Source organism: Mangrovicoccus algicola (assembly GCF_014903745.1).
Classification (GTDB): domain Bacteria; phylum Pseudomonadota; class Alphaproteobacteria; order Rhodobacterales; family Rhodobacteraceae; genus Mangrovicoccus; species Mangrovicoccus algicola.
Window position 1 is genome coordinate 1 of the sequence record NZ_JACVXA010000024.1, and the last position, 24,104, is coordinate 24,104.

24 protein-coding genes and 1 pseudogene are annotated in these 24,104 nt (G+C 68.3%); 13 read left to right on the forward strand and 12 right to left on the reverse strand.

Annotation, left to right across the window (positions count from 1 at the left end; genetic code table 11):
* The 4 genes and pseudogenes from ICN82_RS09910 to ybaK all read left to right on the forward strand — a co-directional run.
* Positions 1–255, forward strand: a pseudogene (locus ICN82_RS09910) (Pnap_2097 family protein); the annotation flags it as partial.
* Positions 256–324: 69 nt separating this feature from the next.
* Entirely contained in the window at positions 325–918 is a 594-nt protein-coding gene (locus ICN82_RS09915) for a TetR/AcrR family transcriptional regulator (RefSeq protein ID WP_193182184.1), read from the forward strand.
* Between the two features lies 1 nt (position 919).
* Entirely contained in the window at positions 920–1,831 is a 912-nt protein-coding gene (locus ICN82_RS09920; RefSeq protein ID WP_193182186.1) for a DMT family transporter, read from the forward strand.
* A 16-nt stretch (positions 1,832–1,847) separates the two neighbouring features.
* Positions 1,848–2,321, forward strand: a complete 474-nt coding sequence (gene ybaK, locus ICN82_RS09925) for a Cys-tRNA(Pro) deacylase (protein ID WP_193182194.1) — start codon at positions 1,848–1,850, stop codon at positions 2,319–2,321.
* Positions 2,322–2,327: 6 nt separating this feature from the next.
* On the opposite strand, the gene ICN82_RS09930 is transcribed toward ybaK, so the two are convergent.
* The gene (locus ICN82_RS09930; protein WP_193182196.1) at positions 2,328–3,713 is read right to left on the reverse strand and encodes a GntP family permease; all 1,386 of its coding nucleotides are present in this window, start codon (positions 3,711–3,713) and stop codon (positions 2,328–2,330) included.
* Positions 3,714–4,006: 293 nt separating this feature from the next.
* Here ICN82_RS09930 and ICN82_RS09935 point away from each other — a divergent pair, with 293 nt between their 5' ends.
* On the forward strand, positions 4,007–4,606 hold the full coding sequence (locus ICN82_RS09935) for a TRAP transporter small permease subunit (RefSeq protein ID WP_193182199.1): 600 nt from the start codon (positions 4,007–4,009) through the stop codon (positions 4,604–4,606).
* Complete coding sequence (locus ICN82_RS09940) at positions 4,599–6,542, forward strand: TRAP transporter large permease (protein WP_193182201.1); 1,944 nt, start codon at positions 4,599–4,601, stop codon at positions 6,540–6,542. Before ICN82_RS09935 ends, ICN82_RS09940 begins: the two co-directional genes overlap by 8 nt.
* A gap of 88 nt (positions 6,543–6,630) precedes the next feature.
* Here the strand turns inward: ICN82_RS09940 and ICN82_RS09945 are convergent, their stop codons facing one another.
* Positions 6,631–7,746, reverse strand: a complete 1,116-nt coding sequence (locus tag ICN82_RS09945) for a TRAP transporter substrate-binding protein (RefSeq protein ID WP_193182204.1) — start codon at positions 7,744–7,746, stop codon at positions 6,631–6,633.
* Positions 7,747–7,986: 240 nt separating this feature from the next.
* Here ICN82_RS09945 and ICN82_RS09950 point away from each other — a divergent pair, with 240 nt between their 5' ends.
* The gene (locus ICN82_RS09950; protein WP_193182206.1) at positions 7,987–8,601 is read left to right on the forward strand and encodes a flavin reductase family protein; all 615 of its coding nucleotides are present in this window, start codon (positions 7,987–7,989) and stop codon (positions 8,599–8,601) included.
* A gap of 220 nt (positions 8,602–8,821) precedes the next feature.
* Here the strand turns inward: ICN82_RS09950 and ICN82_RS09955 are convergent, their stop codons facing one another.
* The 10 genes from ICN82_RS09955 to ICN82_RS10000 all read right to left on the reverse strand — a co-directional run bounded on the left by ICN82_RS09955 (position 8,822) and on the right by ICN82_RS10000 (position 18,207).
* Positions 8,822–9,556: an SURF1 family protein gene (locus ICN82_RS09955; RefSeq protein ID WP_193182208.1), complete on the reverse strand. Its 735-nt coding sequence runs from the start codon at positions 9,554–9,556 to the stop codon at positions 8,822–8,824.
* 10 nt (positions 9,557–9,566) lie between these two features.
* On the reverse strand, positions 9,567–9,995 hold the full coding sequence (gene cyoD / locus ICN82_RS09960; RefSeq protein ID WP_193182209.1) for a cytochrome o ubiquinol oxidase subunit IV: 429 nt from the start codon (positions 9,993–9,995) through the stop codon (positions 9,567–9,569).
* Positions 9,995–10,633, reverse strand: coding sequence for a cytochrome o ubiquinol oxidase subunit III (gene cyoC / locus ICN82_RS09965; protein WP_407943755.1), 639 nt, complete (start codon positions 10,631–10,633; stop codon positions 9,995–9,997). The genes cyoD and cyoC overlap by 1 nt, the downstream gene beginning before the upstream one ends.
* Positions 10,630–12,630, reverse strand: a complete 2,001-nt coding sequence (gene cyoB, locus ICN82_RS09970) for a cytochrome o ubiquinol oxidase subunit I (RefSeq protein ID WP_193182211.1) — start codon at positions 12,628–12,630, stop codon at positions 10,630–10,632. The genes cyoC and cyoB overlap by 4 nt, the downstream gene beginning before the upstream one ends.
* Complete coding sequence (cyoA, locus tag ICN82_RS09975; RefSeq protein ID WP_330998985.1) at positions 12,620–13,705, reverse strand: ubiquinol oxidase subunit II; 1,086 nt, start codon at positions 13,703–13,705, stop codon at positions 12,620–12,622. The genes cyoB and cyoA overlap by 11 nt, the downstream gene beginning before the upstream one ends.
* 436 nt (positions 13,706–14,141) lie before the next feature.
* On the reverse strand, positions 14,142–15,215 hold the full coding sequence (locus tag ICN82_RS09980) for a 4-oxalomesaconate tautomerase (protein ID WP_226898412.1): 1,074 nt from the start codon (positions 15,213–15,215) through the stop codon (positions 14,142–14,144).
* 63 nt (positions 15,216–15,278) lie between these two features.
* A complete protein-coding gene (locus ICN82_RS09985; protein WP_193182213.1) occupies positions 15,279–15,950 on the reverse strand; it encodes a 4-carboxy-4-hydroxy-2-oxoadipate aldolase/oxaloacetate decarboxylase in 672 nt (223 codons plus the stop codon).
* A 2-nt stretch (positions 15,951–15,952) separates the two neighbouring features.
* Entirely contained in the window at positions 15,953–16,927 is a 975-nt protein-coding gene (locus tag ICN82_RS09990) for a VOC family protein (RefSeq protein ID WP_193182215.1), read from the reverse strand.
* Between the two features lie 54 nt (positions 16,928–16,981).
* Positions 16,982–17,374, reverse strand: coding sequence for a DoxX family protein (locus tag ICN82_RS09995; RefSeq protein WP_193182217.1), 393 nt, complete (start codon positions 17,372–17,374; stop codon positions 16,982–16,984).
* Positions 17,375–17,478: 104 nt separating this feature from the next.
* Positions 17,479–18,207 (reverse strand): PIG-L deacetylase family protein, encoded by a 729-nt coding sequence (locus ICN82_RS10000; protein ID WP_193182219.1) that lies wholly within the window; start codon positions 18,205–18,207, stop codon positions 17,479–17,481.
* Between the two features lie 158 nt (positions 18,208–18,365).
* Here ICN82_RS10000 and ICN82_RS10005 point away from each other — a divergent pair, with 158 nt between their 5' ends.
* The 6 genes from ICN82_RS10005 to ICN82_RS10030 all read left to right on the forward strand — a co-directional run bounded on the left by ICN82_RS10005 (position 18,366) and on the right by ICN82_RS10030 (position 24,099).
* Entirely contained in the window at positions 18,366–19,253 is an 888-nt protein-coding gene (locus ICN82_RS10005) for an NAD(P)-dependent oxidoreductase (protein WP_193182221.1), read from the forward strand.
* Complete coding sequence (locus ICN82_RS10010; protein WP_193182223.1) at positions 19,250–20,434, forward strand: LysR family transcriptional regulator; 1,185 nt, start codon at positions 19,250–19,252, stop codon at positions 20,432–20,434. The genes ICN82_RS10005 and ICN82_RS10010 overlap by 4 nt, the downstream gene beginning before the upstream one ends.
* A 114-nt stretch (positions 20,435–20,548) precedes the next feature.
* Entirely contained in the window at positions 20,549–21,514 is a 966-nt protein-coding gene (locus ICN82_RS10015; protein WP_193182225.1) for a TRAP transporter substrate-binding protein, read from the forward strand.
* A 1-nt stretch (position 21,515) separates the two neighbouring features.
* A complete protein-coding gene (locus ICN82_RS10020) occupies positions 21,516–22,019 on the forward strand; it encodes a TRAP transporter small permease (protein ID WP_193182227.1) in 504 nt (167 codons plus the stop codon).
* On the forward strand, positions 22,016–23,323 hold the full coding sequence (locus ICN82_RS10025) for a TRAP transporter large permease (protein WP_193182229.1): 1,308 nt from the start codon (positions 22,016–22,018) through the stop codon (positions 23,321–23,323). Before ICN82_RS10020 ends, ICN82_RS10025 begins: the two co-directional genes overlap by 4 nt.
* Positions 23,324–23,511: 188 nt before the next feature.
* On the forward strand, positions 23,512–24,099 hold the full coding sequence (locus ICN82_RS10030; RefSeq protein ID WP_226898413.1) for an O-methyltransferase: 588 nt from the start codon (positions 23,512–23,514) through the stop codon (positions 24,097–24,099).
* The last annotated feature ends 5 nt before the right edge of the window (positions 24,100–24,104 follow it).

Consider the following 24,104-nt stretch of genomic DNA (forward strand, 5'->3'; position numbering starts at 1 on the left):
GGCGAGCCGTGCTTTCGCTACGCGCCCCTGCCCGCGCTGGATTTCAACGCCGCGGGGCTGCTCTATTTCCCCGCCTTCTCGATGATCGCCGAGATGGCCGCGCCCGCGGGGGGCGCGCTGCGCGAAAGGGAGATCACCTATCTGGGCAATCTGGACCCCGGCGGCATGGTCAGCGCCGAGGCCTGCGCACAGGGGCTGAGCCTGCGCGACGGCACGGGGGCGCTGCTGGCGGCGGTGACGACCCGCACCGGCTGAGCGCGATCGGGGATTGCCCGGCTCCGGAAAGGTAGGTAGACAGGTCTACCTATTCCTTTCGGAGCCGCCATGGACATCCCGGACCCTTCCCGCCCTGCCGCGCCTGCACGCGACCGCCTGCTGGCGGCGGCGGCCGAGCTGTTCTATGCCCATGGCATCGCCGCCACCGGGATCGACACGATCACCCGCCGGGCGGGCGTGGCCAAGAAGAGCCTCTATAACAACTTCGCCTCAAAATCCGACCTCGTCGCCGCCTATGTCGCGGCGCGCCATGGCGAATGGCTGGGGCTGCATGCCGCCCGGGCCGCAGAGGCCGTCACGCCGCGTGCGCGCATCCTCGCGGTGTTCGACGCCTATCGCGACCATGCCGAGATGGCCTATGCCCACGGGTTCCGCGGCTGCGGCCTGCTGAATGCTGCCGCCGAACTGCCCGTCGGGGCCCCGGGACGGGCCGCCGTGCGGGCGCACAAGGCGGAGGTCGAGGCGCTGCTGGCGGCGGAATTCGCCCGTCTCCTGCCGGATGATCCCGGCCGCGCCGCGGCGCTGGCGGGGCAGAGCCTGATGTTGCTGGAAGGCGCGATCACCCTGGCCGGGCTGGAGGGCGGCAGTGCCCGCATCCTGGCCGCCCGCGCCATCACCGAAGACCTGCTGGAGCGCCTGTGACATGACGGGACGGCAGAACGCGGCCGGGGTCGCGGCGATCCTCGCGGCAGCGGTGCTGTGGGGCACGACCGGCACCGCCGCCAGCCTTGCCCCCGCCCTGGGGGCGGCGGCGATCGGCGCGGCGGCGATAGGGCTGGGCGGGCTGATGCAGGCGCTGGTGGCCCTGCCCCGGATCTGGCGGGCGCGGCGCGGCATGCTCGGGCAATGGCGGTACCTGCTGCCCGGGGCGCTGGCGGTGGCCGTCTATCCGCTGGCCTTCTACGGTTCGATGCGCCTGGCGGGCGTCACCATCGGCACCGTCGTCACCATCGGCGCGGCGCCGATCTTCAGCGCGCTCGTGGAACGCATCGCCGAGGGGCGGCGTCTCTCGGCCCGCTGGAGCCTGGGCGCGGCCTGCGGCATTGCCGGGATCGGCCTGATCTGCGCGGGCCATGGCAGCGGTCCCGGCACCCCGGGCGATGCCGTCACGGCGGGGATCGTCCTGGGGCTGGCCGGGGCGGCGAGCTATGCGCTCTATTCCTGGACGGCGCGGGCGATGATGCTGCGCGGCACCGGCGCGGCGGCCGCGATGGGGGCGACCTTCGGGGCGGGCGGCCTGCTGCTGCTGCCGGTGCTGGCCGCGACCGGCGCGCCCTTTCTCGACAGCTGGTCCAATGCCGCGGTCGGCGCCTACATGGCGCTGGTGCCGATGTTCCTGGGCTACCTGGCCTATGGCTACGGGCTGGCGCGGGTGCCGGCCAGCACGGCGACCACGCTGACCCTGCTGGAGCCGGTGGTCGCCGCGATGCTCGCCATGGCGGTGGTCGGCGAAAGGCTGGCCGCCACCGGCTGGGCCGGGGTCGCGCTGGTGCTGTCCTGCCTCGTCATCGTCACCCTGCCGCGCCCGGCGCGGCGCCCGGCCGTTCCGGCCTGAGAGAAAAGGAGCCCCCATGTCCAGAGGAACCCCCGCCACCCAGGCGCTGACCCGCGCGGGCATCGCCCATGACCTGGCTGAATACGACTATGACCCGGGCGCGGCCAAGGTCGGGCTGCAGGCGGCCGAGGCGATGGGCGTGGCGCCCGCGCAGGTCTTCAAGACGCTGATGGTGCTGGCCGATGGCAAGCCCGCCTGCGCGATCCTGCCTGCCGATGCGGAGGCGAACATGAAGAAGCTGGCCGCCGCGCTCGGCGCGAAATCGGCGAAGATGATGCCCCCCGCCGAGGCGGAGCGGCAGACCGGCTACAAGATCGGCGGGGTCAGCCCTCTGGGCCAGCGCAAGCGCGCCCCCGCGGTGCTGGATGCCTCGGCCGCGGCGCATGCGGAGATCTTCGTCAATGGCGGGCAGCGCGGGCTGCAGATCCGCATCGCGCCGGCGGAACTGCAGCGCGCGCTCGGCTGCACGATGGCCGGTATCGCGCGCTGAGCCGCCTCAGCCGAAGAGCGTGCCCAGCACGATCACCCCGACCGTGGCCAGCACCGGAATGCCCACCGCGACGACGAAGATGTCGCCATAGCTTTTCTTGTGGGTCAGCCCGGTGATCGCCAGCAGCGTGATGACCGCGCCGTTATGCGGCAGCGCGTCGAACCCGCCGGAGGACAGGGCCGTCACCCGGTGCATCAGCCCCATGGAAATGCCCTGGTCCTGCCCCATCTGGGCGAATTGCTCGCCCAGGGCGCCGAGCGCGATGGACATGCCGCCCGAGGCCGAGCCGGTGATCCCCGCCAGCACGTTGACCGCCACCGCCAGCGAGGCGACCGGGTTGCCCGGAAACAGCCCCAGCACCGCGTCGCGGATCAGCGCGAAGGCGGGCAGCGAAGCGATCACCGCGCCATAGCCCACTTCGGAGGCGGTGTTGAAGATCGGCAGGAGCGACCCCATCGTGCCGGCATTCACCGTCTCCTTGACGTCGGCAAAGCGCCGCCAGCCGATCGCCAGCGCCATCAGGATCGCCAGGGTCAGCGCCACGATGATCCCCCAGATGCCCGCGACCTTGGACAGTTCCGTCGCGCCGTATTGCGGCTCGGCCAGATAGGCGGCCTCCATGTTGGGGATCACCAGATAGGTGAAGAGGCCGTTGAGCACGATCACCGCCGCCACCGGCAGGATCGCCAGCGCGAAGGAGGGCAGCGGGGCATCCTCGGGCAGCGAGCTATCGGCCGAGGTGGCGCCATGGGTGCCGTAGCCCTCGCCCGCCGCCTGCGCGCTGCGGGCGCGCAGGTTCAGGAAGGCGGTGCCGCCGAACAGCATCACCAGCCCCGCCAGCGTGCCATAGACCGGCGCGGCGAAGACATTGGTGCCGAAGAACGGCATCGGGATGGCGTTCTGGATGGCGGGCGTGCCGGGAAAGGCGGTCATGGTGAAGGTGAAGGACCCCAGCGCGATGGCCGCCGGCAACAGCCGCTTGGGCACGTCGGCCCGGCGGAACAGCGCATTGGCGATGGGATAGATGGCGAAGGCCACGACGAAGAGCGAGACGCCGCCATAGGTCAGCACCCCGCAGGCCAGCACCACGGCAAGGATCGCGCGGGTCGGGCCGGTCCAGTCGACGATGCGTTCGGCGATGGCCCGCGCCGCGCCGCCATCGGCCATGACCTTGCCGAAGATCGCGCCCAGCAGGAACAGCGGGAAATAGGTGATGACATAGCCGCCCAGCGATTTCATGAAAACCTGGGTATAGGTTGCCAGCACCGGCAGGCCGCCGGACATCAGCACCGCCAGCATCGCCAGGAGCGGCGCAAGGATCAGCACGTTGATGCCGCGATAGGCCAGGTACATCAGCAGGCATAGCGACAGGACGATTCCGACGAGACCCATGACTTCCTCCCTCGCGACCCATGGCGCCGCCACCCTGCCCCCGACTGAGGGGATCGGCCATCCGTCACCGTGTCGCGGCGCCCCGCGCAGGGTCACTTTGCCGTGAAACCGCGCGGCCGCAGCCCGGCGCCCCCGCTTTCTTCCCGAAATCCCGCGCCCGCCGCGTGGTGAATGTTGCGATGCGCCGCGGCGGCCACTAAGGGTGCCGGGAAACTGACCGCCGGATTGCCGCCGGCGCGCCCGCGACGGGCGCCGCCCGGCTGACCGCGGCCGCGCAGATCAAGGGGGCAAGCTTGAATTTTCTCATCCGGTGCAGCCGGGGCATCGACCGGGTCACCGCCTGGATCGGCAAGGGCGTTGCCTGGCTGATCCTCGTGGCGGTCCTGGTCAGCGCCGCGAATGCGATCATCCGCAAGGCGTTCGACCTGTCGTCCAATGCCTGGCTCGAGCTTCAGTGGTACCTGTTCGGGGCGGTCTTCATGCTGGCCGCCGCCTGGACCCTGCAGAAGAACGAACATGTGCGCATCGATGTCGTCTCGGCGCATCTGTCGCGGCGCACGCGGCTCTGGGTCGACCTGGCCTGCCATATCCTGTTCCTGATGCCCTTCGTGGTGCTGATGACCCGGCTGAGCTGGCCGTTCTTCCTGCGCTCCATCACCACCGGCGAATATTCGATGAATGCCGGCGGGCTGATCCTGTGGCCGGCCAAGGCGCTGGTGCTGGCGGGGTTCGTCGTGCTGGTCTTCCAGGGCATCTCTGAGATCATCAAGACCATCGCCATGCTGAAGGGCGACCTGCCCATGCCCGCCGAGAGCGAGGAGGAACAGCTTCCGCCCGAACTGCGCGAGCACGCCCAGATGATGGAAGAGACCGGAGGCGCGGACCGTGCTTGAACTGATCGCCCATAACCTTGCCCCGATCATGTTCATCTCCGTCATGGCGATGCTGCTGATCGGCTATCCGGTCGCCCTGACGCTTGCCGCGGGCGGGCTGTTCTTCTTCGTGGTCGGCGTCGGCCTGTCGGAAATCGCGCCCTCGGAGATCAACCTCTTCTGGCCGCTGCTGGGCGCGCAGCCCGAGCGGGTCTTCGGCATCATGTCGAACGACACGCTATTGGCGATCCCGTTCTTTACCTTCATGGGGCTGATCCTGGAACGCTCCGGCATGGCCGAGGACCTTCTGGACACGATCGGCCAGCTCTTCGGCCCGGTGCGCGGCGGCCTGGCCTATGCGGTGATCCTGGTCGGCGCGCTGCTGGCCGCCACGACCGGCGTGGTCGCGGCCTCGGTGATCGCGATGGGGCTGATCTCGCTGCCGATCATGCAGCGGTTCAACTATGCGCCCTCGGTCGCCACCGGCACCATCGTCGCCTCCGGCACGCTGGCGCAGATCGTGCCGCCGTCGCTGGTGCTGATCGTCATGGCCGACCAGCTGGGCGTGTCGGTGGGCGACATGTATATCGGCGCGCTCTGGCCGTCGCTGATCCTGGTGGGGGCCTACTGCCTCTACATCTTCATCCTGTCGATCCTCCGCCCCGAGCTGGTCCCGGCGCTGCCCGCCTCCGAACGGACGCTGGGTGGCGGGGTGACCTCGCTGGTCGTCTCGGTCGCGGCGGCGGTGGCGATCTACCTTCTGGGCACGCATGTGCTGTTCACCCACCTGTCGGATGCCAACCAGTTCGTCGCCGCTGCGGCGCTGGCAGTGGGCGCGATCTTCGTCTTCGCGCTGGTGAACCGCAAGGCGGGGCTGGGGATCATCTCGCACCTGGCCGAACAGGTCATCATCGTGCTGATCCCGCCGCTGGCGCTGATCTTCCTGGTGCTGGGCACGATCTTCCTGGGCATCGCCACCCCCACCGAGGGCGGCGCCATGGGCGCGGTCGGCGCGCTGGTGCTGGCGCTGATGAAAAAGCGGCTGACCTTCTCCATCCTGAAATCCTCGGTCCAGGCGACGACGACCCTGTCGGCCTTCGTGATGTTCATCCTGATCGGGGCGCGGGTCTTCGGCCTGACCTTCTACGGGGTGAACGGCAATGTCTGGCTGGAGGAGCTGCTGCTGGGGCTGCCCGGCGGGGAATACGGCTTCCTGCTGGTCGTCACCATCGTGGTCTTCATCCTGGGCTGCTTCCTCGACTTCTTCGAGATCGCCTTCATCCTGGTGCCGCTGCTGGCGCCGGTCGCCTCGGCGCTGGGGATCGACCTGGTGTGGTTCGGGGTGATCCTGGGCATCAACCTCCAGGCCAGCTTCCTGACGCCGCCCTTCGGCTTCTCGCTGTTCTACCTGCGCTCCGTGGCCCCGGCCAGGGACTGGGCGGATGAGCGCACCGGCCGCAGGATGCCCGCGATCCGCACGACGGATATCTACAAGGGCGCCATCCCCTTCATCGCCATCAATGTGGCAATGATCGTGGCGGTGATTTCCTTCCCCTACCTGGTGACGCATTACAAATCCCAGCCGGTCACCCCGCCGGCCGGGCAGATCCAGGTCAGCCCGCCGTCGAATGGCGGCCTGGGCCTGCCGCCCATCGGCGGCAGCGGGACGGATAACGGCGGCGGGCTGGGCCTGCCTCCGCTGAGCGGGATGGGCAATGCCCCGGCCCCGGCCGCGCCTTCGGGCGGCAATGCCCTGGGCCTGCCGCCGCTTCAGGGGCTGGATGCGCCCGCTTCCGGGGCGCCCGCCGCCGCGCCTGCGCAGGGCGGCGGGGGCCTGGGTCTGCCGCCGCTGCAGGGGCTCGATGCCCCTGCCCCGGCCGCCCCGGCGACCCCGGCGCCATCCCCGACGCCCCCCGCCCCCGCGACGGACCTGTCGCAGCCGCCCAGTTTCAACTGAGGCGCGTCCGCCCTGCCCCGGCAGGGCGGGGCAAAGGAAAAGGGCCCGCCAATGGCGGGCCCTTCTGCATTCGGGACGGCGGTCCGGCTCAGCCGTCGGTGGCCAGGGCGCCTTCGCGCTGCTTGACCATCATGAACGTGTCGAAAGTGTATTCCGCCACCTGGTTCCACAGGTAGGTTTCCCCGCGGAAGGCCATCTGGCTGTCGAAGATCTTCTTCCAGGCCGGGTTGGAGGCGTTCAGCTCGTCATAGAGCTCGTTGGCCGCCTCGAAACAGGCCTGCATCACGTCCTGCGGGAAGGGCCGCAGCTGGGTGCCGTTCTGCACCAGCTTCTTGATCGCGGTCGGGTTCTTGTAGTCGTATTCCGCCAGCATCTCGATCGTGGCGGCGCGACCGGCGGTCTGCAGCAGGCTCTTGTAGGCGTCGGGCAGCTCGTTCCACTTGTCGTTGTTGACGAAGAGGTTGAGGATCAGGTTCCCTTCCCACCAGCCGGGATAGTAATAGTAGGGCGCGACCTTGTAGAAGCCCAGCTTCTCGTCGTCATAGGGGCCGATCCATTCGGCCGCGTCGATCGTGCCGCGTTCCAGAGACGGGTAGATGTCGCCGCCGGCGATCTGCTGGGGCACGACGCCGAGCTTGCTCATCGTGTTGCCCGCAAGCCCCGCGATGCGCATCTTCAGACCGCTCAGATCGGCGACCGAGTTGATCTCCTTGCGGAACCAGCCGCCCATCTGCGCGCCGGTATTGCCGGCGGGAATGTAGTGCAGACCCTCGGAATTGTAGAATTCGTTCACCAGGTCCATGCCGCCGCCGTAATACAGCCAGGCATGCATGCCGCGCGCGTTCAGCCCGAAGGGGATGGTCGCGCCAAGCGCATAGGCGGGGTTCTTGCCGACATAGTAATAGGGCGCGGTGTGGCACATCTCCACGGTCCCGGAGGAGACGGCATCCGCGGCCTGCAGGCCGGGCACGATCTCGCCCGCGGCATAGACCTGGATGGTGAAATTGCCGTCGGTGGCCTCGCTGACATATTTCGCCACGTCTTCCGCGCCGCCATAGATCGTGTCCAGCGACTTGGGGAAGGACGAGGTGCAGCGCCACTGGATCTTCGGCATCGACTGGGCGATGGCGGGGCTTGCCAGTGCGGCACCGGCGGCACCCACGCCGCCCAGGGCCGAGCCCTTGATGAACTTGCGACGATCCATGAAATTCTCCCTTCGCATTTTGCGGAGGAACAACTCCCTCATCCCTCCCGGCCGAGACAATGCTACGATGGCAAGGACTTGGCAACGCCTGCCGTCGGGTTTGCCGCCGATTTGCCGCGCCCTGTCCGATCGCCGGGGCGGGCGGAGCTGCCGCATGTGCATCTGCCCTATGATCGGGCAGGAAGAACCGGGTCCGACCGTCCGGGCGCCCCCCGCCCGGCCCAAGCCAGGAGATACGGCATGTTCTACCGCACCGCCCAGGGCAGCCCCCTGCCCCGCGACCCGCTGACCGCCATCGTGTCGCCGCGCCCGATTGCCTGGATCACCACGCGCGGGGGCGACGGCCGCATCAACCTGTCGCCCTATTCCTTCTTCAACGCCGTGGCCTATACGCCGCCGCAGGTCATCGTCGCCTCGATCGGCAACAAGGCCGACCGCGAGATCGGCAAGGACACCTTTGCCCAGGCATCGGAAACCGGTGTGCTGTGCATCAACATCGCGGGCTACGAGGATCGCGACGCGCTGAATGCCTCATCCGCGCCCTTCCCCGCGGCGGTGGACGAGGCGGCGCATCTGGGGCTGGAACTGGCGGAATGCGAGACCATCGACTGCCCGCGCCTGGCCCATGCGCCCGCCGCGCTGGAATGCCGCCTGACCCGGACCCTGGATCTGGAAGGCGAGGCGAACCGCCTGATGATCGCGCGGATCGAGGCGATCCACCTGCGCGACGACTGCCTGGACGGGGACGGGCGGTTCGACGTGACCCGGTTCCGGCCGCTGACGCGGCTGGGCTATTCCGATTTCGGCGCGATCACGGAGGTCTTCCGGATGCCGCGCCCGAAACTGCCGGACTAGCCCGCGCCATGCAGGAAATGCAGATCGGCCATACATCTTTGTGACTTGCCGCAGCGCGGCGCGGATGCGAAGGTCAGGCATCGACTATCTTCAGGTTCTCCACGGCTCCTCCTCCTCCCTGAGCCACGGAGACCAGCGGCGGTCCGGATTTCCGGTCGCCGTTTTTTTTTGCCTGATGTCCCGGGAGATGGGGGGACCCGGCCCGCGGGCCGGGCGCCGGTCAGTCGCGCGGGCGCAGTTCCTGACGCAGGAACAGCCCGTAGCCGCCGATCACCAGAAGCGCCAGCGCGCCCCAGGTCAGGGCATAGCTCAGATGCGCATTGCGGAACTGGATCACCGTCATGCCCGCCCGGGGCCAGGCCTCGGGATCGACGAGGTCGGCATCGATGAAATAGGGCGCGGCCGGATCATAACCCAGCGTCGCGGTGATCGACCCGATGTCGCGGCGGTACCATTTTTGCTCGTCGGGGCGGTTCTCCTGCGAGAAAAGCCAGCCCTCGTCCTCGCTGATCCGCAGAAGCCCGGTCACCGTCACCTCGCCCGAGGGCGCGGGCGGCAGGGTCTCCAGCTCGGTCTCGGGGGCCATGCCGCGATTGATCATGACGATGCTGCCATCCTCGCGGCGCAGCGGTGTCAGGATCCAGTAGGCGGGGCCCCAGTCGGAGGGCACGTAGATCGGGATATCGGCATCGGGAAGATAGCTGCCGGTCACGCTGACATGGCGGTATTCGGCATTTTCGCGGGTCAGGCCGGGCCAGTCCTGCGGGCCCGGTGCCGCGACCGGATCGGCATGGACGCGGGCATCCACCCGTTCGATCAGGTCGCGTTTCCAGTGAAGCCGCTGGACCTGCCAGATGGCCAGGGCGGAGAACCCGCCCAGGCCGATTGCGGCGGCAATCGTCACCGCCAGGATCCGGCCCCTGCGCGGGGACCGGCGTGTTGCGGCGGCGCTCATGCCCGGCTCCTCACTCGTGCGAGGCGCCGTGGCCGCCATGCTCCGCCCCTGCGGGCAGGTCGGGCAGGCCGGTCATGTTCTCTTCGCTCATCGGCATCATGTTGGCGTTCATGTTGTGCATGACCCAGAGCGAGCCCGCCAGCACGATGGCCAGGATGACGATCGCGAAGATCGTCGCCGCGAAGGTCCAGCCCTCTTCGGAATCCCGGTTGAGATGCAGGAAGTAGACCAGGTGCACCACGATCTGGATCGCGCCCAGCCCCATGATGATCCCGATCGAGACGACCGGCTGCCAGTCCGGTTCCATCATGACGATCCCGAAGGGGATCAGCGTCAGGATGCCGGCCAGGCCGAAGCCCGTCATCAGGCTGCCGAAAGTGCCGTGATCGCCGTGGCCGTGATCGACATGGCCCTGGCCGTGTTCGGGGTGTTCGGACATCAGACGAGCCTCACCAGATAGACGAAGGAGAAGACCCCGATCCAGATCAGGTCGAGGAAGTGCCAGAACATGCTCAGCGTGTTCAGGCGGCGGCGGTTGGCCTCGCCCAGGCCATGCATGCGGATCTGCGCGACCAGCACGAACAGCCACACCAGGCCGAAGGTCACGTGCAGACCGTGGGTGCCGACCAGCAGGAAGAAGGACGACAGGAAGGCCGAGCGGTCCGGACCGGCGCCGATATGGATCAGGTGATGGAATTCATAGAGTTCCATCGCGATGAAGCCGATGCCGAAGACCGCGGTGATCAGCAGCCAGCGGATCAGCCCGGCGATGTCGCCCTTGTCGGCGCGCAGCATCCCCATCCCGAAGGTGATCGAGGAGAACAGCAGCAGCGCCGTTTCCACGAAGACGAAGCCCGGTTCGAACAGGTCCTTCGGCGACGGCCCGCCGCCATAGCTGTAGCCCAGCACGGCATAGGTGGCGAAGAGCGTCCCGAAGATCACGCAGTCGCTCATCAGGTAGATCCAGAACCCGATGGGGGTGGGGCTGGCGTGATGCGCGGGATGGTGGTCCGGGTGGTGTTCGGGGCCTTCCGGCCCCTTGATGGGCCCCGTGACGGGGCTGTCGATCATGGTCATGCGATCGCGTCCTTGGACTCGTTTGCCTCGACGTCCTTCGCGGGAATGTAGAAGTCGCGGTCATAGTTGAAGGTATGGGCGATGCCATAGGCGACGCAGCCCAGGAAGCTGATGATCGCCAGCCACCAGATGTACCAGATCATCGCGAAGCCGAAGACCGTGGCCATGGCCGCCAGGACGATGCCCGAGGACGTGCCCTTGGGCATGTGGATGTCATGGAAGTGACCCGACCACTTGAAGCCGTTCTGCTTCATTTCCCAGAACATGTCCCGGCCGGTGACCTGGATCTCCTCGGGGAAGTTGTAGGGCGCCACCGGCGACTGGGTCGCCCAGTCCAGCGTCCGCCCGTTCCACGGATCGGAGCCGCAGGCCAGTTCCTTGCGCTTGAGGATCGAGACATAGCCGCCCGCGAAGCCGCAGACGATGCCGCCCAGGATCAGCACGGCGCCGAAGGCCGCGATGACGAAGTAGATCTGCCAGGCCGTGTCCATATAGGCGTTCATCCGGCGCGTCGCCCCCATCAGGCCGAGCGCGTAGAGCGGCATGAAGGCGAAGTAGAAGCCGGTCACCCACAGCCAGAAGCAGCGGCGCATCCAGCCCTCGTGCAGCTTGAAGCCGAAGGCCTTGGGCCACCAGTAGGTGACGGCCGCATAGACGCCGAACACCACCCCGCCGATGATCACGTTGTGGAAATGCGCGATCAGGAACAGCGTGTTGTGCAGCTGGAAGTCGACCGGGGGAACGGCCAGCAGGACGCCGGTCATGCCGCCGATGGTGAAGGTGACGATGAAGGCGATGGTCCACAGCATCGGGGTCTCCAGACGCACCGAGCCCTTGTACATGGTGAACAGCCAGTTGAAGATCTTCACGCCCGTCGGAACCGCGATGATCATCGTCGTGATGCCGAAGAAGGCGTTCACATTGGCGCCCGAGCCCATGGTGAAGAAGTGGTGCAGCCAGACGATGAAGCTCAGCACCATGATGCAGGCGGTCGCCCAGACCATGGTCTTGTAGCCGAAGATCGGTTTGCCCGAGAAAGTCGCGACGATCTCGGAGAAGACGCCGAAGATCGGCAGGATCAGGATGTAGACTTCCGGGTGGCCCCAGATCCAGATCAGGTTGATGTAGAGCATCGAGTTGCCGCCGAGGTCATTCGTGAAGAAATGGGTCCCCAGGTAGCGGTCGAGCGTCAGCATGGTCAGCGTCGCGGTCAGCACCGGGAAGGCGGCCACGATCAGGAAGTTGGTGCACAGCGTCGTCCAGGTGAAGATCGGCATGTCGAACAGGCGCATGCCCGGCGAACGCATCTTCAGGATCGTGGCGATCATGTTGATGCCCGACAATGTCGTGCCGATCCCCGCGATCTGCAGTGACCACAGGTAGTAATCCATCCCCGGCCCGGTCGAGTAGCTCGCCCCCGACAATGGCGGGAAGGCCAGCCAGCCGACCCGGGCGAATTCCCCGATGAACAGCGAGATATTGACCAGGACCGCCCCGGCAACCGTCATCCAGAAGGAGAAGTTGTTGAGGAAGGGGAAGGCCACGTCGCGCGCGCCGATCTGCAGCGGCATGACGTAGTTCATGATCCCGGTGATGAAGGCCATCGCCACGAAGAAGATCATGATCACGCCATGGGCGGTGAAGACCTGGTCGAAATGGTGCGGCGGCAGATAGCCCTCGGCCCCGCCGGCGGCCATGGCCTGCTGGGCGCGCATCATGATCGCGTCGGCAAATCCGCGCACGAACATGATGAAGCCAAGCGCCATGTACATGATGCCGATCTTCTTGTGGTCGATCGTCGTGACCCAGCCATGCCAGAACGGACCCCACAGCCTGAACCGCGTCATCAGCAGCAGCACGGCAAGCCCGCCCAGCACGATGGCCGAGAAGGTGCCGACCAGGATCGGCTCGTGATAGGGGATCCATCCCCAGTTCAGCCGCCCGAAGATCGGCGACCACGTGTCGGGAGGTGAGGTATGAAGGGCTTCAGTTGCCATTGTCTTGCTCCGGGGTCGTGCGGCACAGAGCGTCCGCATCGGACGTCAGCATGGCCAGGAGATACGCATCGTCGGAATACGACAGGTTCTGCGCGCTCAGGTCGTCCGAGGGCAGAAGGTTGCCGAAGCCGTCGATCGCGCGCTGGGGGTCATATTCGAAGAGCGGTTCCAGCGGGATGCCCTCCAGGCCGCCGCCGCCTGCCTCGTCGATCATCATCATCTGATCCATGCAGGCCTTGCCTTCCTCGACGCACATGCCGCGCACGCGGTCGAACAGCCCGTCGGCGACGGAGGCGTAGTAATGGACCGGCTCGGCGATGGTCGGCTTTTCCAGTTCCAGGTAGGAGGCGCGGCTCAGCTCGCCGCCCTCGGCGCGGACCTTCTCGATCCAGCCCTCGAAATCGCCCTCTTCCATCGAGATCGTGTCGAAGGTCATCCACGAGAAGCCCGGGCCCGAGTAATGCGCCGAGCGGCCCGCGAAGGTGCCGGTCTCGTCCGCGACCAGGTGCAGCTTGGTCTCCATGCCGGCCATCGAATAGATCATCCCGCCGAGTGCCGGGACCGAGAAAGTGTTCATCACGGTCGAGGAGGTCAGGCGGAAATTGATCGGGCGGCCTTCGGGCACGGCCAGTTCATTGACCGAGGCGATGCCGTATTGCGGATAGATGAACAGCCATTTCCAGTCCAGCGACACGGCCTCAACCTCGACCGGCTCGCCGGCCATGTCCAGCGGGCGGTAGGGGTCCAGCCGGTGGGTGTAGATCCAGGTCAGCCAGCCCAGGATGAGGATGATGATGATCGGGCCGCCCCAGACGATCGCCTCCAGCTTGTTGGAATGGGCGAAAGCGGGATCGTAATCCGACTTGTCCTCGCGGTCGGCGCGGTATTTCACCGGGAAGTAGATGGCCATGAAGATGACCGGGATGATCACGACCAGCATCAGCAGGGTCGAAATCACCAGCAGATCGCGTTGCTGCGCCCCGACCCAACCGGCCGGGAACAGCACGTCATACTGACAGCCCGAGAGGGCAGCGGCCATGACGGCCATCAGGACGGTTTGCAGGAGAGTTTTCACTAGTACCTCTCGGTTCAGGACGAGAGGGTCATCGCGTGGGTGATCCTCTCACAAGGAAGTGCCGGCATCGCCTCGGGATATGCCGAAGGATTGCGCGCGGCGATACGCGGGCCGCGGGGAGTGCCGTAGGTGTCACGCTGTCGCACAGGCCGCAAGCGCAAAACACATCGCCTCTTCCGCATCCGGCATCACTTTTCCGCCAAGCTCTTGACCGGCCTGGTCCGGGCGGCGCCGCGGGGGGAAAACTTGCCGCCGAAACAATGTCGAAGCCGGTCGCGCGCGCGGGGCGGCGCGCGCGATGAATATGTTCACTTTTTTCGTGAGTCCGTCGGCTGCGCCGCGGCGCGGCAAGTCGCCGCCCCGCGGCTGCATGGCAGGGTTCCGCCGGGTGCATCCCTTTCCGGCCCTGCGGCCCGCCGGGCGACTCGGCCGGATCTCAGGCGCTGTCGCGGGGGAAGACGGTTCCCTGGAACAGCTTGCGCGCGGTGCGCAATGTCCCGGCGGCAGTGACCCTGCCCGCCGCGTCCCGCTCGATCAGCACCTCCGCGGCGCCGGTGGGGTGTTCGACGGCAAAGCGGTCATCCTGCGGCAGCTCGGCCAGCGCCGCGGCGGGGCTGTCCGGCAGGGTGCAAGCGGTCGCCACGCTGACCGCCGCGAAAACCCCGATCGTGGCGTGGCAGCGATGGGGAATGAAGCTGCGGGTGGCAATCACCCCGCCGCGCCGCGGTGCCGAGACCAGCACCATCTTGGGCACGGATTTCTCGGCGACATCGCCGAGCCCCATCAGCGGCCCGGCTTCCAGCCGGATCGCCTCCAGCCGCGCCTTCAGGGCATCGTCGGCATCCAGCGTCTCGCGGCTTTCGGTGCCCTCGATGCCGAGGGCCTCGGCCGCCATGACGACGCAGGGCATGCCGTTGTCGATCAGCGTGCAGGTCACGCCGCCGATGCGGTCCGCCGCCCGGCCCGTCGGCAGCAGCGCGCCGCACATCGAACCTTCAAGCCCGGTGAACATCAGCGGCACCGGCGCATGGGTGCCCGGCACCCCGTCGATCGCCGCCCCGCCGCGATAGCTGACCCGTCCGCCGGGGGTGGCGATGCGGGCGACCGCGATCTCGCCGGTATTGAGCATGTGGATGCGCAGGCTTGTCTCCTCTCCCGCGGGCGGCACGAGGCCCAGCTCGATCGCCGCGGGACCCGCAGCGGCGAGGATATTGCCGCAGGCCTGGGCATCCGTCACCACCGGCCGGTCGGGAAAGACCTGCAGGAACAGGTAGTCCAGATCGGCATCCGGCCGCGAGGCGGGCGACAGCACCGCCACTTTCGAGGTCAGCGGATCCGCCCCGCCGATGCCGTCGATCTGCGCCGGATCGGGCGAGCCCATGATCCGCAGCAGCAATGCGTCGCGCGCGGCGGGGTCCTGCGGCAGGTCCCGCGCCAGGAAGACCGCCGCCTTCGAGGTGCCGCCCCGCATCCAAAGGCAGGCGATGCCGCCGGTTTCGTCCATGCTCATGTCATCCTCTCCGTCCCGCCCCGGAGGCGGGCCCTGCCCGCGATCCGGGGCCTCCCCTGGCTCTCAGACGTATTTCAGGCCGCGCGCCTCGAGCCGCGGACGCATGTCGTAGATATCCAGGCCCAGCTCGCCCGCCGCCAGGCGCAGCCGCTTGGCCTCTTCCGCCGCCAGCCGGGCCTCGGCCTTCTCCAGCACGGACGCGGCCTCCTCGCGGCGCACGACGCAGATGCCGTCATCGTCGGCGCAGATCACGTCGCCCGGCCGGATCGCCTGGCCCGCCACCACCACCGGCACGTTGACCGAGCCGGGGGTCTCCTTGACCGTGCCCTGGATCGAGACCGCCTTGGACCAGACCGGGAAGCCCATCTCGCGCAGGTCGCGCGTGTCGCGCACCCCCGCCTCGATCACCAGCCCGCGGCAGCCCCGCGCCAGCGCCGAGGTGGCCAGCAGGTCGCCGAAATAGCCGTCCTCGCAGGGCGAGGTGGGGGCCAGCACGAGGATGTCGCCCGGCTGCAGCTGCTCGATGGCGACATGCACCATCCAGTTGTCGCCGGGCGCGGCCGAGATGGTCACCGCCGATCCGGCGATCATGCTGTCCTGCTGGATCGGGCGCAGATGGCCCTGCAGCGCGCCGATGCGCCCCTGCGCCTCATGCACGGTGGCGGTGCCGATCTGCCCGAGCCGGTCGATGACCGCCTGCTCGGCACGCTCTATCTTCTGGTGGACGACGGGCATTGTCAGGTCTCCTCCCTGCTCTTCACCGGCGGGGTGCCGTGTGTGTGGAAACTCTCGATGGTCTTCAGCCCCCAGGCCTGGCCCTTCCTGCGATCGGCCTCGGTCCAGCAGACCGGCTGCCAGTCCGGCGCCAGGATCAGCCGCGCGCCGGAATTGGCCAGCTCCACCCGGTTGCCCGCGGGTTCCCAGACATAGAGGAAGAAGGTGCCCTGCACCGCGTGCTTGTGCGGGCCTGTCTCGATATGGACGCCGTTCTGCAGGAAGATGTCGGCCGCGCGCAGGATGTCCTCGCGCTGGTCGGTGGCATAGGTGACATGGTGCAGCCGGGCATGGCCGCCGCCATGTTCCTCGGTGCAGGCGAGATCATAGGTCTTGTTGTTGACGGTGAACCAGCAGCCGCCCAGCCGTCCGTTGTCGAGCTGGATGTACTCGGTCACGCGCGAGCCCAGGCAGGTCTCCATGAAGCGGCGGAACTCGGTCACGTCGGAGGCCAGCAGGTTCAGGTGGTCCAGCCTGCGCGGCGCGGCGCCGCTGAAGGCGGAGGCGGTGTTCTTCAGCACCGCGCGCTCGGCCTCCTCCTGCGGCTGCCACCAGACCGTGTCGTAATAGATCTCGAAGACATGGCCGAACGGATCCTCGAAGCGGAAGGCGCGGCCATGGCCGGGATCGCCGTCCTGCCAGCCATGGGTCTTGTAGCCCGAGGCCTCGATCGCCGCCACGCGCCGCGCCAGCGCCGCGGGAGAGGCCGCGCGATAGCCGATATGCGCCACCCCGGTCGTCTCGGCGCGGGTCAGCTTCAGGCTGTGGAATTCGTAATCGTCCCAGGCCCTGAGATAGGCGGACTCCCCCGCGATCGCCGACAGTTTCAGACCGTAGACGCGGGTGAAGAAGTCGAGGCTTTCCTCGAAACGGTCGGTCAGCATCTCGACATGGCCCAGATGGGCGATGTCATGGCAGGGTTCGGTCGGGTCGCTCATCGCGGGCCTCCTGTGACAGATCGGGCGGGGGGGCCGGCCCCCCGCCTGCGGGGATCAGCGCCCCGCGCGCTTCGCATCCAGCGACCAGGGGCCGGGACCGGCCACGCAGAAGTAAAGGAAGACGAAGCAGTAGGTTGCGGCCAGTTCCCCGCCATTGACGATGGGGAAGAAGCCCTGCGGCGCATGCACCGTGAAATAGGCGACGGCCATCATGCCCGACAGCACGAAGGCGGTCGGCCGGGTGAAGAGCCCGGCGATCAGCAGCAGGCCGCCGGCGAATTCGAACAGCCCGGCAATGCCCGGCAGCGAACTCATCGCGACATCGCTCATCGGCGTGCGCGGCCAGCCCAGCAGCTTGGTGAAGCCGTGCTGCACGAAAAGCAGCCCCGTGACGGCCCGCAGGACCGACAGCAGGTAGGGTTCGAAACGCGACAGGAAGGAGAACATCCGGAAGTCCTTTCTCTGGGGTATCGGATGCCGTCATCCTATCGCGGATCCGCGCCCGGCCCGACAGGCCGCGACAGCGCAGCCCGCCCGGCCCCCTGCCCGGCTCAGAGTTCGTCCACCGTGCGTGGGAAGACGCACTCGAACCCTTCGGCATAGCGGCAGTCGCGCCCGCCGGACTGGCCGCCCGAATTGCGCTTGAAATGGTTGGCGCGCTGCTGGGCGACGCGGGTGTAATAGTCCCACAGATGGACCTGCCCGTTCATGTGCTCCATCGCGGCGCGCTTTTTCTCCCACACCGGGGTGATGTCGAGGAAGGTGTCGGGCTTCCAGCCCATCTGCTCGGTCTGGTGCGGCTCGAACAGGTAGAGCTGCGGCGCGCCCAGCACCGTCTCGCCGGGATTGTGCCCCCAGGCCTGGGCGATCATCCGGCATTCCAGCGCCACCTGCGTCATGTACATGTGGTCGGTATTGTAGGGATCGTATTTGGAATGGCTCATCATGAAGGCCGGCTGCACCTTGCGGATCAGATCTACCAGCCGGTCCTTGTCGTCGCGTTCCAGGTTGAGCGGGTAGTCGCCCAGGTCGAAGCATTCCAGGTGATGCACCCCCAGCGCCTCGGCCGCGGCCTCCGCCTCGCCGCGGCGGATATCCTTGACCTCCTGAAGCGACTTGCCCTCCTTCCAGAGCCGGGCGCTCTCGCCGCGCTCGCCGAAGCTGAGGCAGGCGACGGTGACATCATAGCCCATCTCGGCATGGAGCGCGATGGCCCCGCCGCAGCGCCAGACGAAATCGGCGGCATGGGCGGAAATGACAAGTGCGGTTTTCTTGGACATGGCTGGCCTCCCTCTCGGTCTGGCCGCTGATTGGCACGGCCGCGCGCGCCGCAGCAATTCGGAACCCCGTTTCCCGGCATAAGTTCATGCTATAGGTTGTGGAGCATCAGCCATCGCCGTGGCAGAAATCCGCTAGCGGATGCGCAAAGGGGGATGCCATGACAAAGACAGAAGGGGCCGGAAACGCACTGGCTTTCATCGGGTTCGGCGAGGCGGCGCAGGCCTTCCTGTCGGGCTGGGCCCTGACCGATCCCGGCCGCGTTGCCGCCCATGACATAAAGAGCGACGATGAGACCACCCGCGAGGCGATGGAAGCGCGCTATCGCGCGGCGGGGATCGCCGGCGCCGCCGACCCCGCCGCGGCGGTGGCGGGGGCAGAGACGGTCTTCTGCCTGGTGACCGCCGATGCGGCGCTGGCGGCCGCCCGGGCCGCCGCGCCCCATCTCGCGGCGGGGGCCTTCTGGCTCGACGGCAATTCCTGCGCGCCCGGCACGAAACGGCAGGCCGCCGAGATCATCGCCGGGGCGGGCGGACGCTATGTCGACATGGCCGTGATGGCGCCCGTGCATCCGGCAGGCCACCGCGTGCCGCTGCTGCTGAGCGGCCCCGATGCAAAGGCGGCCGCCGCGCTGCTGGAAGGTCTTGGCATGCGGCCGCGCATCGCCGGGGCCGAGATCGGCCGCGCCTCGGCGATCAAGATGATCCGCTCGGTCATGATCAAGGGCATGGAGGCCCTGACCGCGGAATGCCTGCTGGCGGCGCGCCGCGCCGGGGTGGAAGACGCGGTGCTGGATTCGCTGGAGGCCTCCGATCCCGGGCGCGACTGGCGCGGGCGCTCGGCCTACAACCTGGAGCGGATGATGGTCCATGGCGCGCGCCGCGCCGCCGAGATGCGCGAAAGCGCCCGCACCGTGGCCGAGCTGGGCCTAGGCGGCGGCATGGCCGCGGCCACCGCGGAATGGCAGGACCGCATCGCCGCCACCGGCGCGGCCCCCGGCGGCGAGGACCTGATGGCGCGCGCCGACGCGATCCTGGCGCGGCTATGATCGCGCGCAACCTGCGGCATCTGCGGCTGTTCCTGGCGGTGGCGGACCTGGCCTCCGTCACCCGCGCATCCGATCTCTACAACATCTCGCAGCCCGCCGTGACCCAGGCGCTGGGGAAACTGGAATCGCAGGCAGGCGGCGCGCTGTTCACCCGCACGCGGCAGGGTTTCTTCCTGACCGGGCGGGGCGAGGCGCTGGCGGGCCGGGCCTCGCGCGCCTTCGAGCGGCTCGACCGCGAGATGGCCGCGATCTCGCCGCGGCTGCAGCTGACCGCCACCGCCGCGCAGCTCAGCGCGCTGATTGCCACGGTGGCGACCGAGAATTTCACCCTTGCCGCGCGGCGCCTGGGCCTGTCGCAGCCCACCGTGCACCGCGCCGTCAGCCAGCTGGAGCAGGAGGCGGAGGCGCCGCTGTTCCAGCGCAGCGCCCATGGGCTGATCGCCACCCGGCCCTGCCAGGATCTCGCCCGCGCCGCGCAGCTGGCCTTTGCCGAACTGGCCCAGGCCGAGGCGGACCTGGCCGAATTCGACGGGCGCGAGGCGGGGGGCATCGTCATCGGCTCGCTGCCGCTGGCGCGTTCGGTGCTGCTGCCGCAGGCGCTGGCCCGGTTCCGCCAGCGGCGCGCAACCCTGCCGGTGCGGGTGATCGACGGGCTCTATGACGAATTGCTGGCCGGGCTGCGGCGCGGCGAGATCGACGTGATGATCGGCGCGCTGCGCAATCCCGCCCCGATCGGCGACGTGGTGCAGGAACCGCTATTCGAGGACGGGCTGGCCTTCGTCGCGGCGCCCGGCCATCCGCTGGCACGCCGCGCCCGGCTGCGCCCCGCGGATCTGGGCGACCGCGCCTGGGTCGTGCCGCGCGCGGGCACGCCGGCGCGCGAGGGGTTCGAACGGTTCTTCGGCGCGGCAGGCCAGCCCCTGCCCCCCAGCATCCTGGAGGCAGGATCCATCCTTCTTATGCGCGAACTGCTGCTGCGCGGCGATTTCCTCGGCTGCATCTCGGCCCATCAGGCGGCGGCGGAAATTTCCCGCGGGCTTCTGGACCGGCTGGATATCGAGGAAAACCTGCCCGGTCGCCCCATCGGGCTGACATTCCGCGAGGGATGGATCCCCACGGCGGCACAGGCGGAGATGCTGGACCTGCTGCGGCAGGGGGTCGCCGATCTGGATCGGCTATAGCGCATTCTTATCCATGCCCACGCCATTTGAATTGGTTTGTCCGGATCGGCCCGGGCACAAGGACCGGGCATGCGGTCCGCCAAGAGGGCGGCCTGATTTCGGGAGGATCACATCATGCGCCTTGCCCTTTCCGCCGCCGCGCTCTGCCTGTCCGCGGGCATCGCCGCCGCCGAGGACCTGAAATTCGCCAATTTCATGCCGCCGACCCATCCCTATGTGGCCGGGGCGTTCCAGCCCTTCGCCGACATGGTGGCCGAGAAGTCCGGCGGCGCGCTCACGGTCACGCTCTATTCCGGCGGGGAACTCGGCCCGGGGCCGGTGGAGCAGTATTCGCGCGTGCTCGACGGGGTGGCCGAACTGGCCGTGTCGCTGCCGGGCTATACCGCCTCGACCTTCCCGCTGACGCTGGTGGCGGAACTGCCGGGCGTGCTGTCGACCGAGACCGGCACCGCCGATCTGTGGGAGAATATCGAGCTGTTCGAGCCCGAATACCGCCGCGCGATCCTGGTCTCGCTGTGGTCCTCGGCGCCCAACGTGCTTTACACCCGCGACACGCCGGTGCGCAGCCCCGAGGACATCAAGGGCATGAAGATCCGCGTGCCCTCGCGCAATACCGGCCTCCTGGTCGAGGCCTGGGGCGCGACGCCCGTGTCGATGCCGGTGTCGGAGATCTACAACTCGATCCAGACCGGGGTGATCGACGGCGCGATGATCGACACCACCGCGACCCGCGCCTTCCGGCTGGGCGAGGTCACGAAATACCTGACGATGGGGATGGAGACGACCAATTCGCCCTTCTTCATCCTCGCCAACCGCCAGGCCTTCAACGACCTCTCCGAGGAGGATCAGAACGCGCTGCGCGAGGCCGGGCGCGAGGCCTCGGTGCTGGCCAACGAGACCCAGCTTGCCGTTGCCGCCGATGGCGTGACCGCCTTCGCGGGGATGGAGGGGCATGAGGTGATCGAGCTGAGCCCCGAGGCGGCCGCCGCCTTCGACGCGGCCGCCGCCGAGGTCACCGCGCAGGTCGTGGCCGAGACGGGCGGGGACGCCCAGGCCATCGTCGACGCGCTGAAGCCCTGAGATGGTGCGCGGTCTCAGCCGGTCCCTGTCGGTCATCACCGGCAGGGCGACGGCGGTCCTTGCCGTGATCGGCGGGACCGCCCTGATCTCCCTGGTCGTGCTGATCTTCGCGGGCGTGGTCATGCGCTATGCCTTCGGCCGGCCGATCCTGGGCTCCAACGAGATCATCCAGCTGGCCGCCGTGGCGCTGGTGATGTCCGCCCTGCCCTACTGCACGTCGCTGAACGGCCATGTCGGGGTCGATGTCTTCGACCGCTTTCTCGGCCGGACGGGGCGGCGCGCGGGCGATCTGCTGGCGCGGCTCCTGTCGGGCGGCGTGCTGTCGGTCCTGTGCCACCGCGCGGTCCTCAAGGCGCTGGACGCGGCCGAATTCGGCGATGCCACCAACATGCTGGGCCTGCCGCTATGGCCCTTCTACGCGATCCTCGCCGCGGGCACCGGGCTGGTCGTGGCGATCTTCCTCGTCCAGTGCCTGGACGTGATCCTCAACGGGGTGGAGCAATGACCGACGTGACCGCGGGCCTTCTGGGCATCCTGGCGCTGTTCCTGCTGATGGTGCTGCGCACGCCGGTGGCCTTCGCCATGCTGCTGGTGGGCTTCTTCGGCTACTGGGGGCTTTCGGGCTATCGCTCGGCCTCCGCCATGCTCCTGACCGAGAGCTATTCGGCCGTCTCCTCCTATTCGCTGATCGTGGTGCCGATGTTCGTCCTGCTGGGCAATATCGCCTCCGCGGCGGGCTATTCGCGCGGGCTCTTCGATGCGGCGAATGCCTGGGTGGGGCGGATGCGCGGCGGGCTGGCTTCGGCCTCGGTGCTGGGCTGTGCCGCCTTCTCGGCGGTGTCCGGGTCTTCCGTGGCCACCGCCGTGACGCTGGGCAAGGTCGCCCTGCCCGAGATGCGCCGCCTGGGCTATGCCGACAGCCTGGCCACGGGATCGGTCGCGGCGGGCGGCACGCTGGGTTTCCTGATCCCGCCCTCCACCGGCTTCGTGCTCTACGCGATCCTGACCGAGGAATCGATCGGGCGGCTGTTCATGGCGGGGATCCTGCCGGGGATCCTGCTAGCCGTGCTGTTCATGGCGGTGATCTGGCTGGTGGCGACGCTGGATCCGGCCGCGGGGCCGCAGGGACCGCGCGTCACCTGGGCCGAACGCATCCGCGTCTCCTCGCAGGCCTGGCCGCTCTTCGGGGTGATCCTGGTCTCGATCGGCGGCATCTACCTGGGCGTCTTCACGCCGGTGGAGGCGTCGGGCATCGGCGCCGGGCTGGTGATCCTCATGGCGCTGGTCCAGCGCAAGCTGGACCGGGCCGGGTTCACGGCGGCCATCCTCGACACGCTGAAGACCTCCGCCATGCTCTATATGGTGGTGATCGGCGCCAACGTCCTGAATCCGTTCCTGGCCATCACGCATATCCCCGCGACGCTGGGCGCCGAGCTGCAGACGCTGGGTCTGGGTCCCTACGGCACGCTGGTCGTGATCCTGCTGGCCTATGTGGTGTTGGGGATGTTCATGGACGGGCTGAGCATGCTGGTCATCACCATCCCGATCGTCTTCCCGGTCATCACCGGCTTCGGCTTCGACCCGATCTGGTTCGGGGTGGTCGCGGTGATCGTGATCGAGATGGGCATGATCACGCCCCCGGTGGGCATGAACGTCTTCGTCGTGCGCGGCGTGGCCGGGCCGGATGTCGCGCTGACCACGGTGTTCCGCGGCGTGGCCCCGTTCCTGCTGGCCATGATCGCGGGGCTCTTGCTGATCATCGCCTTCCCCGCCATCGCCACCTTCATCCCCGACACGATGTTCGGCTGAGCCCGGCAGCGGCGGGATCAGCAGGGCGCCGGGCGCGGGGATGGCGGCAGGGGCGCAGCATCGCGGCGCGCGGCACCGTGACTGGACATCCCGGCCGGGCCGCGTTCCGGTACACGGACGGAATTGCCACATGAGGAGGCGCAGCGATGCCGGCAGACGCGGTCGGGACAGGCAGCACGGATCAGAGGATGCAGCGCGCGCTTGAGGGCTATCACGCCCGCATCGCCGCCGAAAGGGAGGGCGTGCCGGTGATCGAGGGCCACCGCCACATGGCCATCGGTCCCGAGACGGGGCAGCTGGTCAACCTGCTGGCCCGCGCGCTCCCGCGCCCGCGCATCCTGGAGCTGGGCACGTCCTTCGGCTATTCGACGCTCTGGCTGGCCGATGCCGCCCGGGCAGCGGGCGGCCATGTGACCACCCTGGAACTGGAATCGGCGAAATCCGCCCATGCAGAAGAGCAGCTGGGCGCGGCGGGCCTTGCGGATCGCGTCACCTTCCTGGTCGGCGATGCGCTGCAGATCCTGCCCGGACTGGCCGGGCCGTTCGACTTCGTGCTGATCGACCACTGGAAGGACCTCTACCTACCCAGCTTCGAGATCGTCCTGCCGAAGCTTGCCCCCGGCGCCATCCTCGCCGCCGACAACATGATCCGCGGCGGCGGGGACGGGGCGGGACAGGCCGCCTATGCGGCGGCGGTGCGCGCCACCCCCGGCATGTCCAGCGTCTTGCTGCCCGTCGGAACGGGCGTCGAGCTCAGCCGCTACTTGCCCGGCTGAGGGCC

Bases quoted from the DNA above. Each gene is read 5' to 3' on its own strand.
- ICN82_RS10000 (WP_193182219.1), bottom strand. From the start codon at position 18,207: ATGTCCAAGAAAACCGCACTTGTCATTTCCGCCCATGCCGCCGATTTC.
- cyoC (WP_407943755.1), bottom strand. From the start codon at position 10,633: ATGACCATGATCGACAGCCCCGTCACGGGGCCCATCAAGGGGCCGGAA.
- ICN82_RS09985 (WP_193182213.1), bottom strand. From the start codon at position 15,950: ATGCCCGTCGTCCACCAGAAGATAGAGCGTGCCGAGCAGGCGGTCATC.
- ICN82_RS09950 (WP_193182206.1), top strand. From the start codon at position 7,987: ATGTTCTACCGCACCGCCCAGGGCAGCCCCCTGCCCCGCGACCCGCTG.
- ICN82_RS10025 (WP_193182229.1), top strand. From the start codon at position 22,016: ATGACCGACGTGACCGCGGGCCTTCTGGGCATCCTGGCGCTGTTCCTG.
- ICN82_RS10030 (WP_226898413.1), top strand. From the start codon at position 23,512: ATGCAGCGCGCGCTTGAGGGCTATCACGCCCGCATCGCCGCCGAAAGG.
- cyoB (WP_193182211.1), bottom strand. From the start codon at position 12,630: ATGGCAACTGAAGCCCTTCATACCTCACCTCCCGACACGTGGTCGCCG.
- ybaK (WP_193182194.1), top strand. From the start codon at position 1,848: ATGTCCAGAGGAACCCCCGCCACCCAGGCGCTGACCCGCGCGGGCATC.
- ICN82_RS09995 (WP_193182217.1), bottom strand. From the start codon at position 17,374: ATGTTCTCCTTCCTGTCGCGTTTCGAACCCTACCTGCTGTCGGTCCTG.
- ICN82_RS09990 (WP_193182215.1), bottom strand. From the start codon at position 16,927: ATGAGCGACCCGACCGAACCCTGCCATGACATCGCCCATCTGGGCCAT.
- ICN82_RS09930 (WP_193182196.1), bottom strand. From the start codon at position 3,713: ATGGGTCTCGTCGGAATCGTCCTGTCGCTATGCCTGCTGATGTACCTG.
- ICN82_RS10005 (WP_193182221.1), top strand. From the start codon at position 18,366: ATGACAAAGACAGAAGGGGCCGGAAACGCACTGGCTTTCATCGGGTTC.
- ICN82_RS10015 (WP_193182225.1), top strand. From the start codon at position 20,549: ATGCGCCTTGCCCTTTCCGCCGCCGCGCTCTGCCTGTCCGCGGGCATC.
- ICN82_RS09945 (WP_193182204.1), bottom strand. From the start codon at position 7,746: ATGGATCGTCGCAAGTTCATCAAGGGCTCGGCCCTGGGCGGCGTGGGT.
- ICN82_RS10020 (WP_193182227.1), top strand. From the start codon at position 21,516: ATGGTGCGCGGTCTCAGCCGGTCCCTGTCGGTCATCACCGGCAGGGCG.
- ICN82_RS09955 (WP_193182208.1), bottom strand. From the start codon at position 9,556: ATGAGCGCCGCCGCAACACGCCGGTCCCCGCGCAGGGGCCGGATCCTG.
- ICN82_RS09920 (WP_193182186.1), top strand. From the start codon at position 920: ATGACGGGACGGCAGAACGCGGCCGGGGTCGCGGCGATCCTCGCGGCA.
- ICN82_RS10010 (WP_193182223.1), top strand. From the start codon at position 19,250: ATGATCGCGCGCAACCTGCGGCATCTGCGGCTGTTCCTGGCGGTGGCG.
- ICN82_RS09915 (WP_193182184.1), top strand. From the start codon at position 325: ATGGACATCCCGGACCCTTCCCGCCCTGCCGCGCCTGCACGCGACCGC.
- cyoD (WP_193182209.1), bottom strand. From the start codon at position 9,995: ATGTCCGAACACCCCGAACACGGCCAGGGCCATGTCGATCACGGCCAC.
- ICN82_RS09980 (WP_226898412.1), bottom strand. From the start codon at position 15,215: ATGAGCATGGACGAAACCGGCGGCATCGCCTGCCTTTGGATGCGGGGC.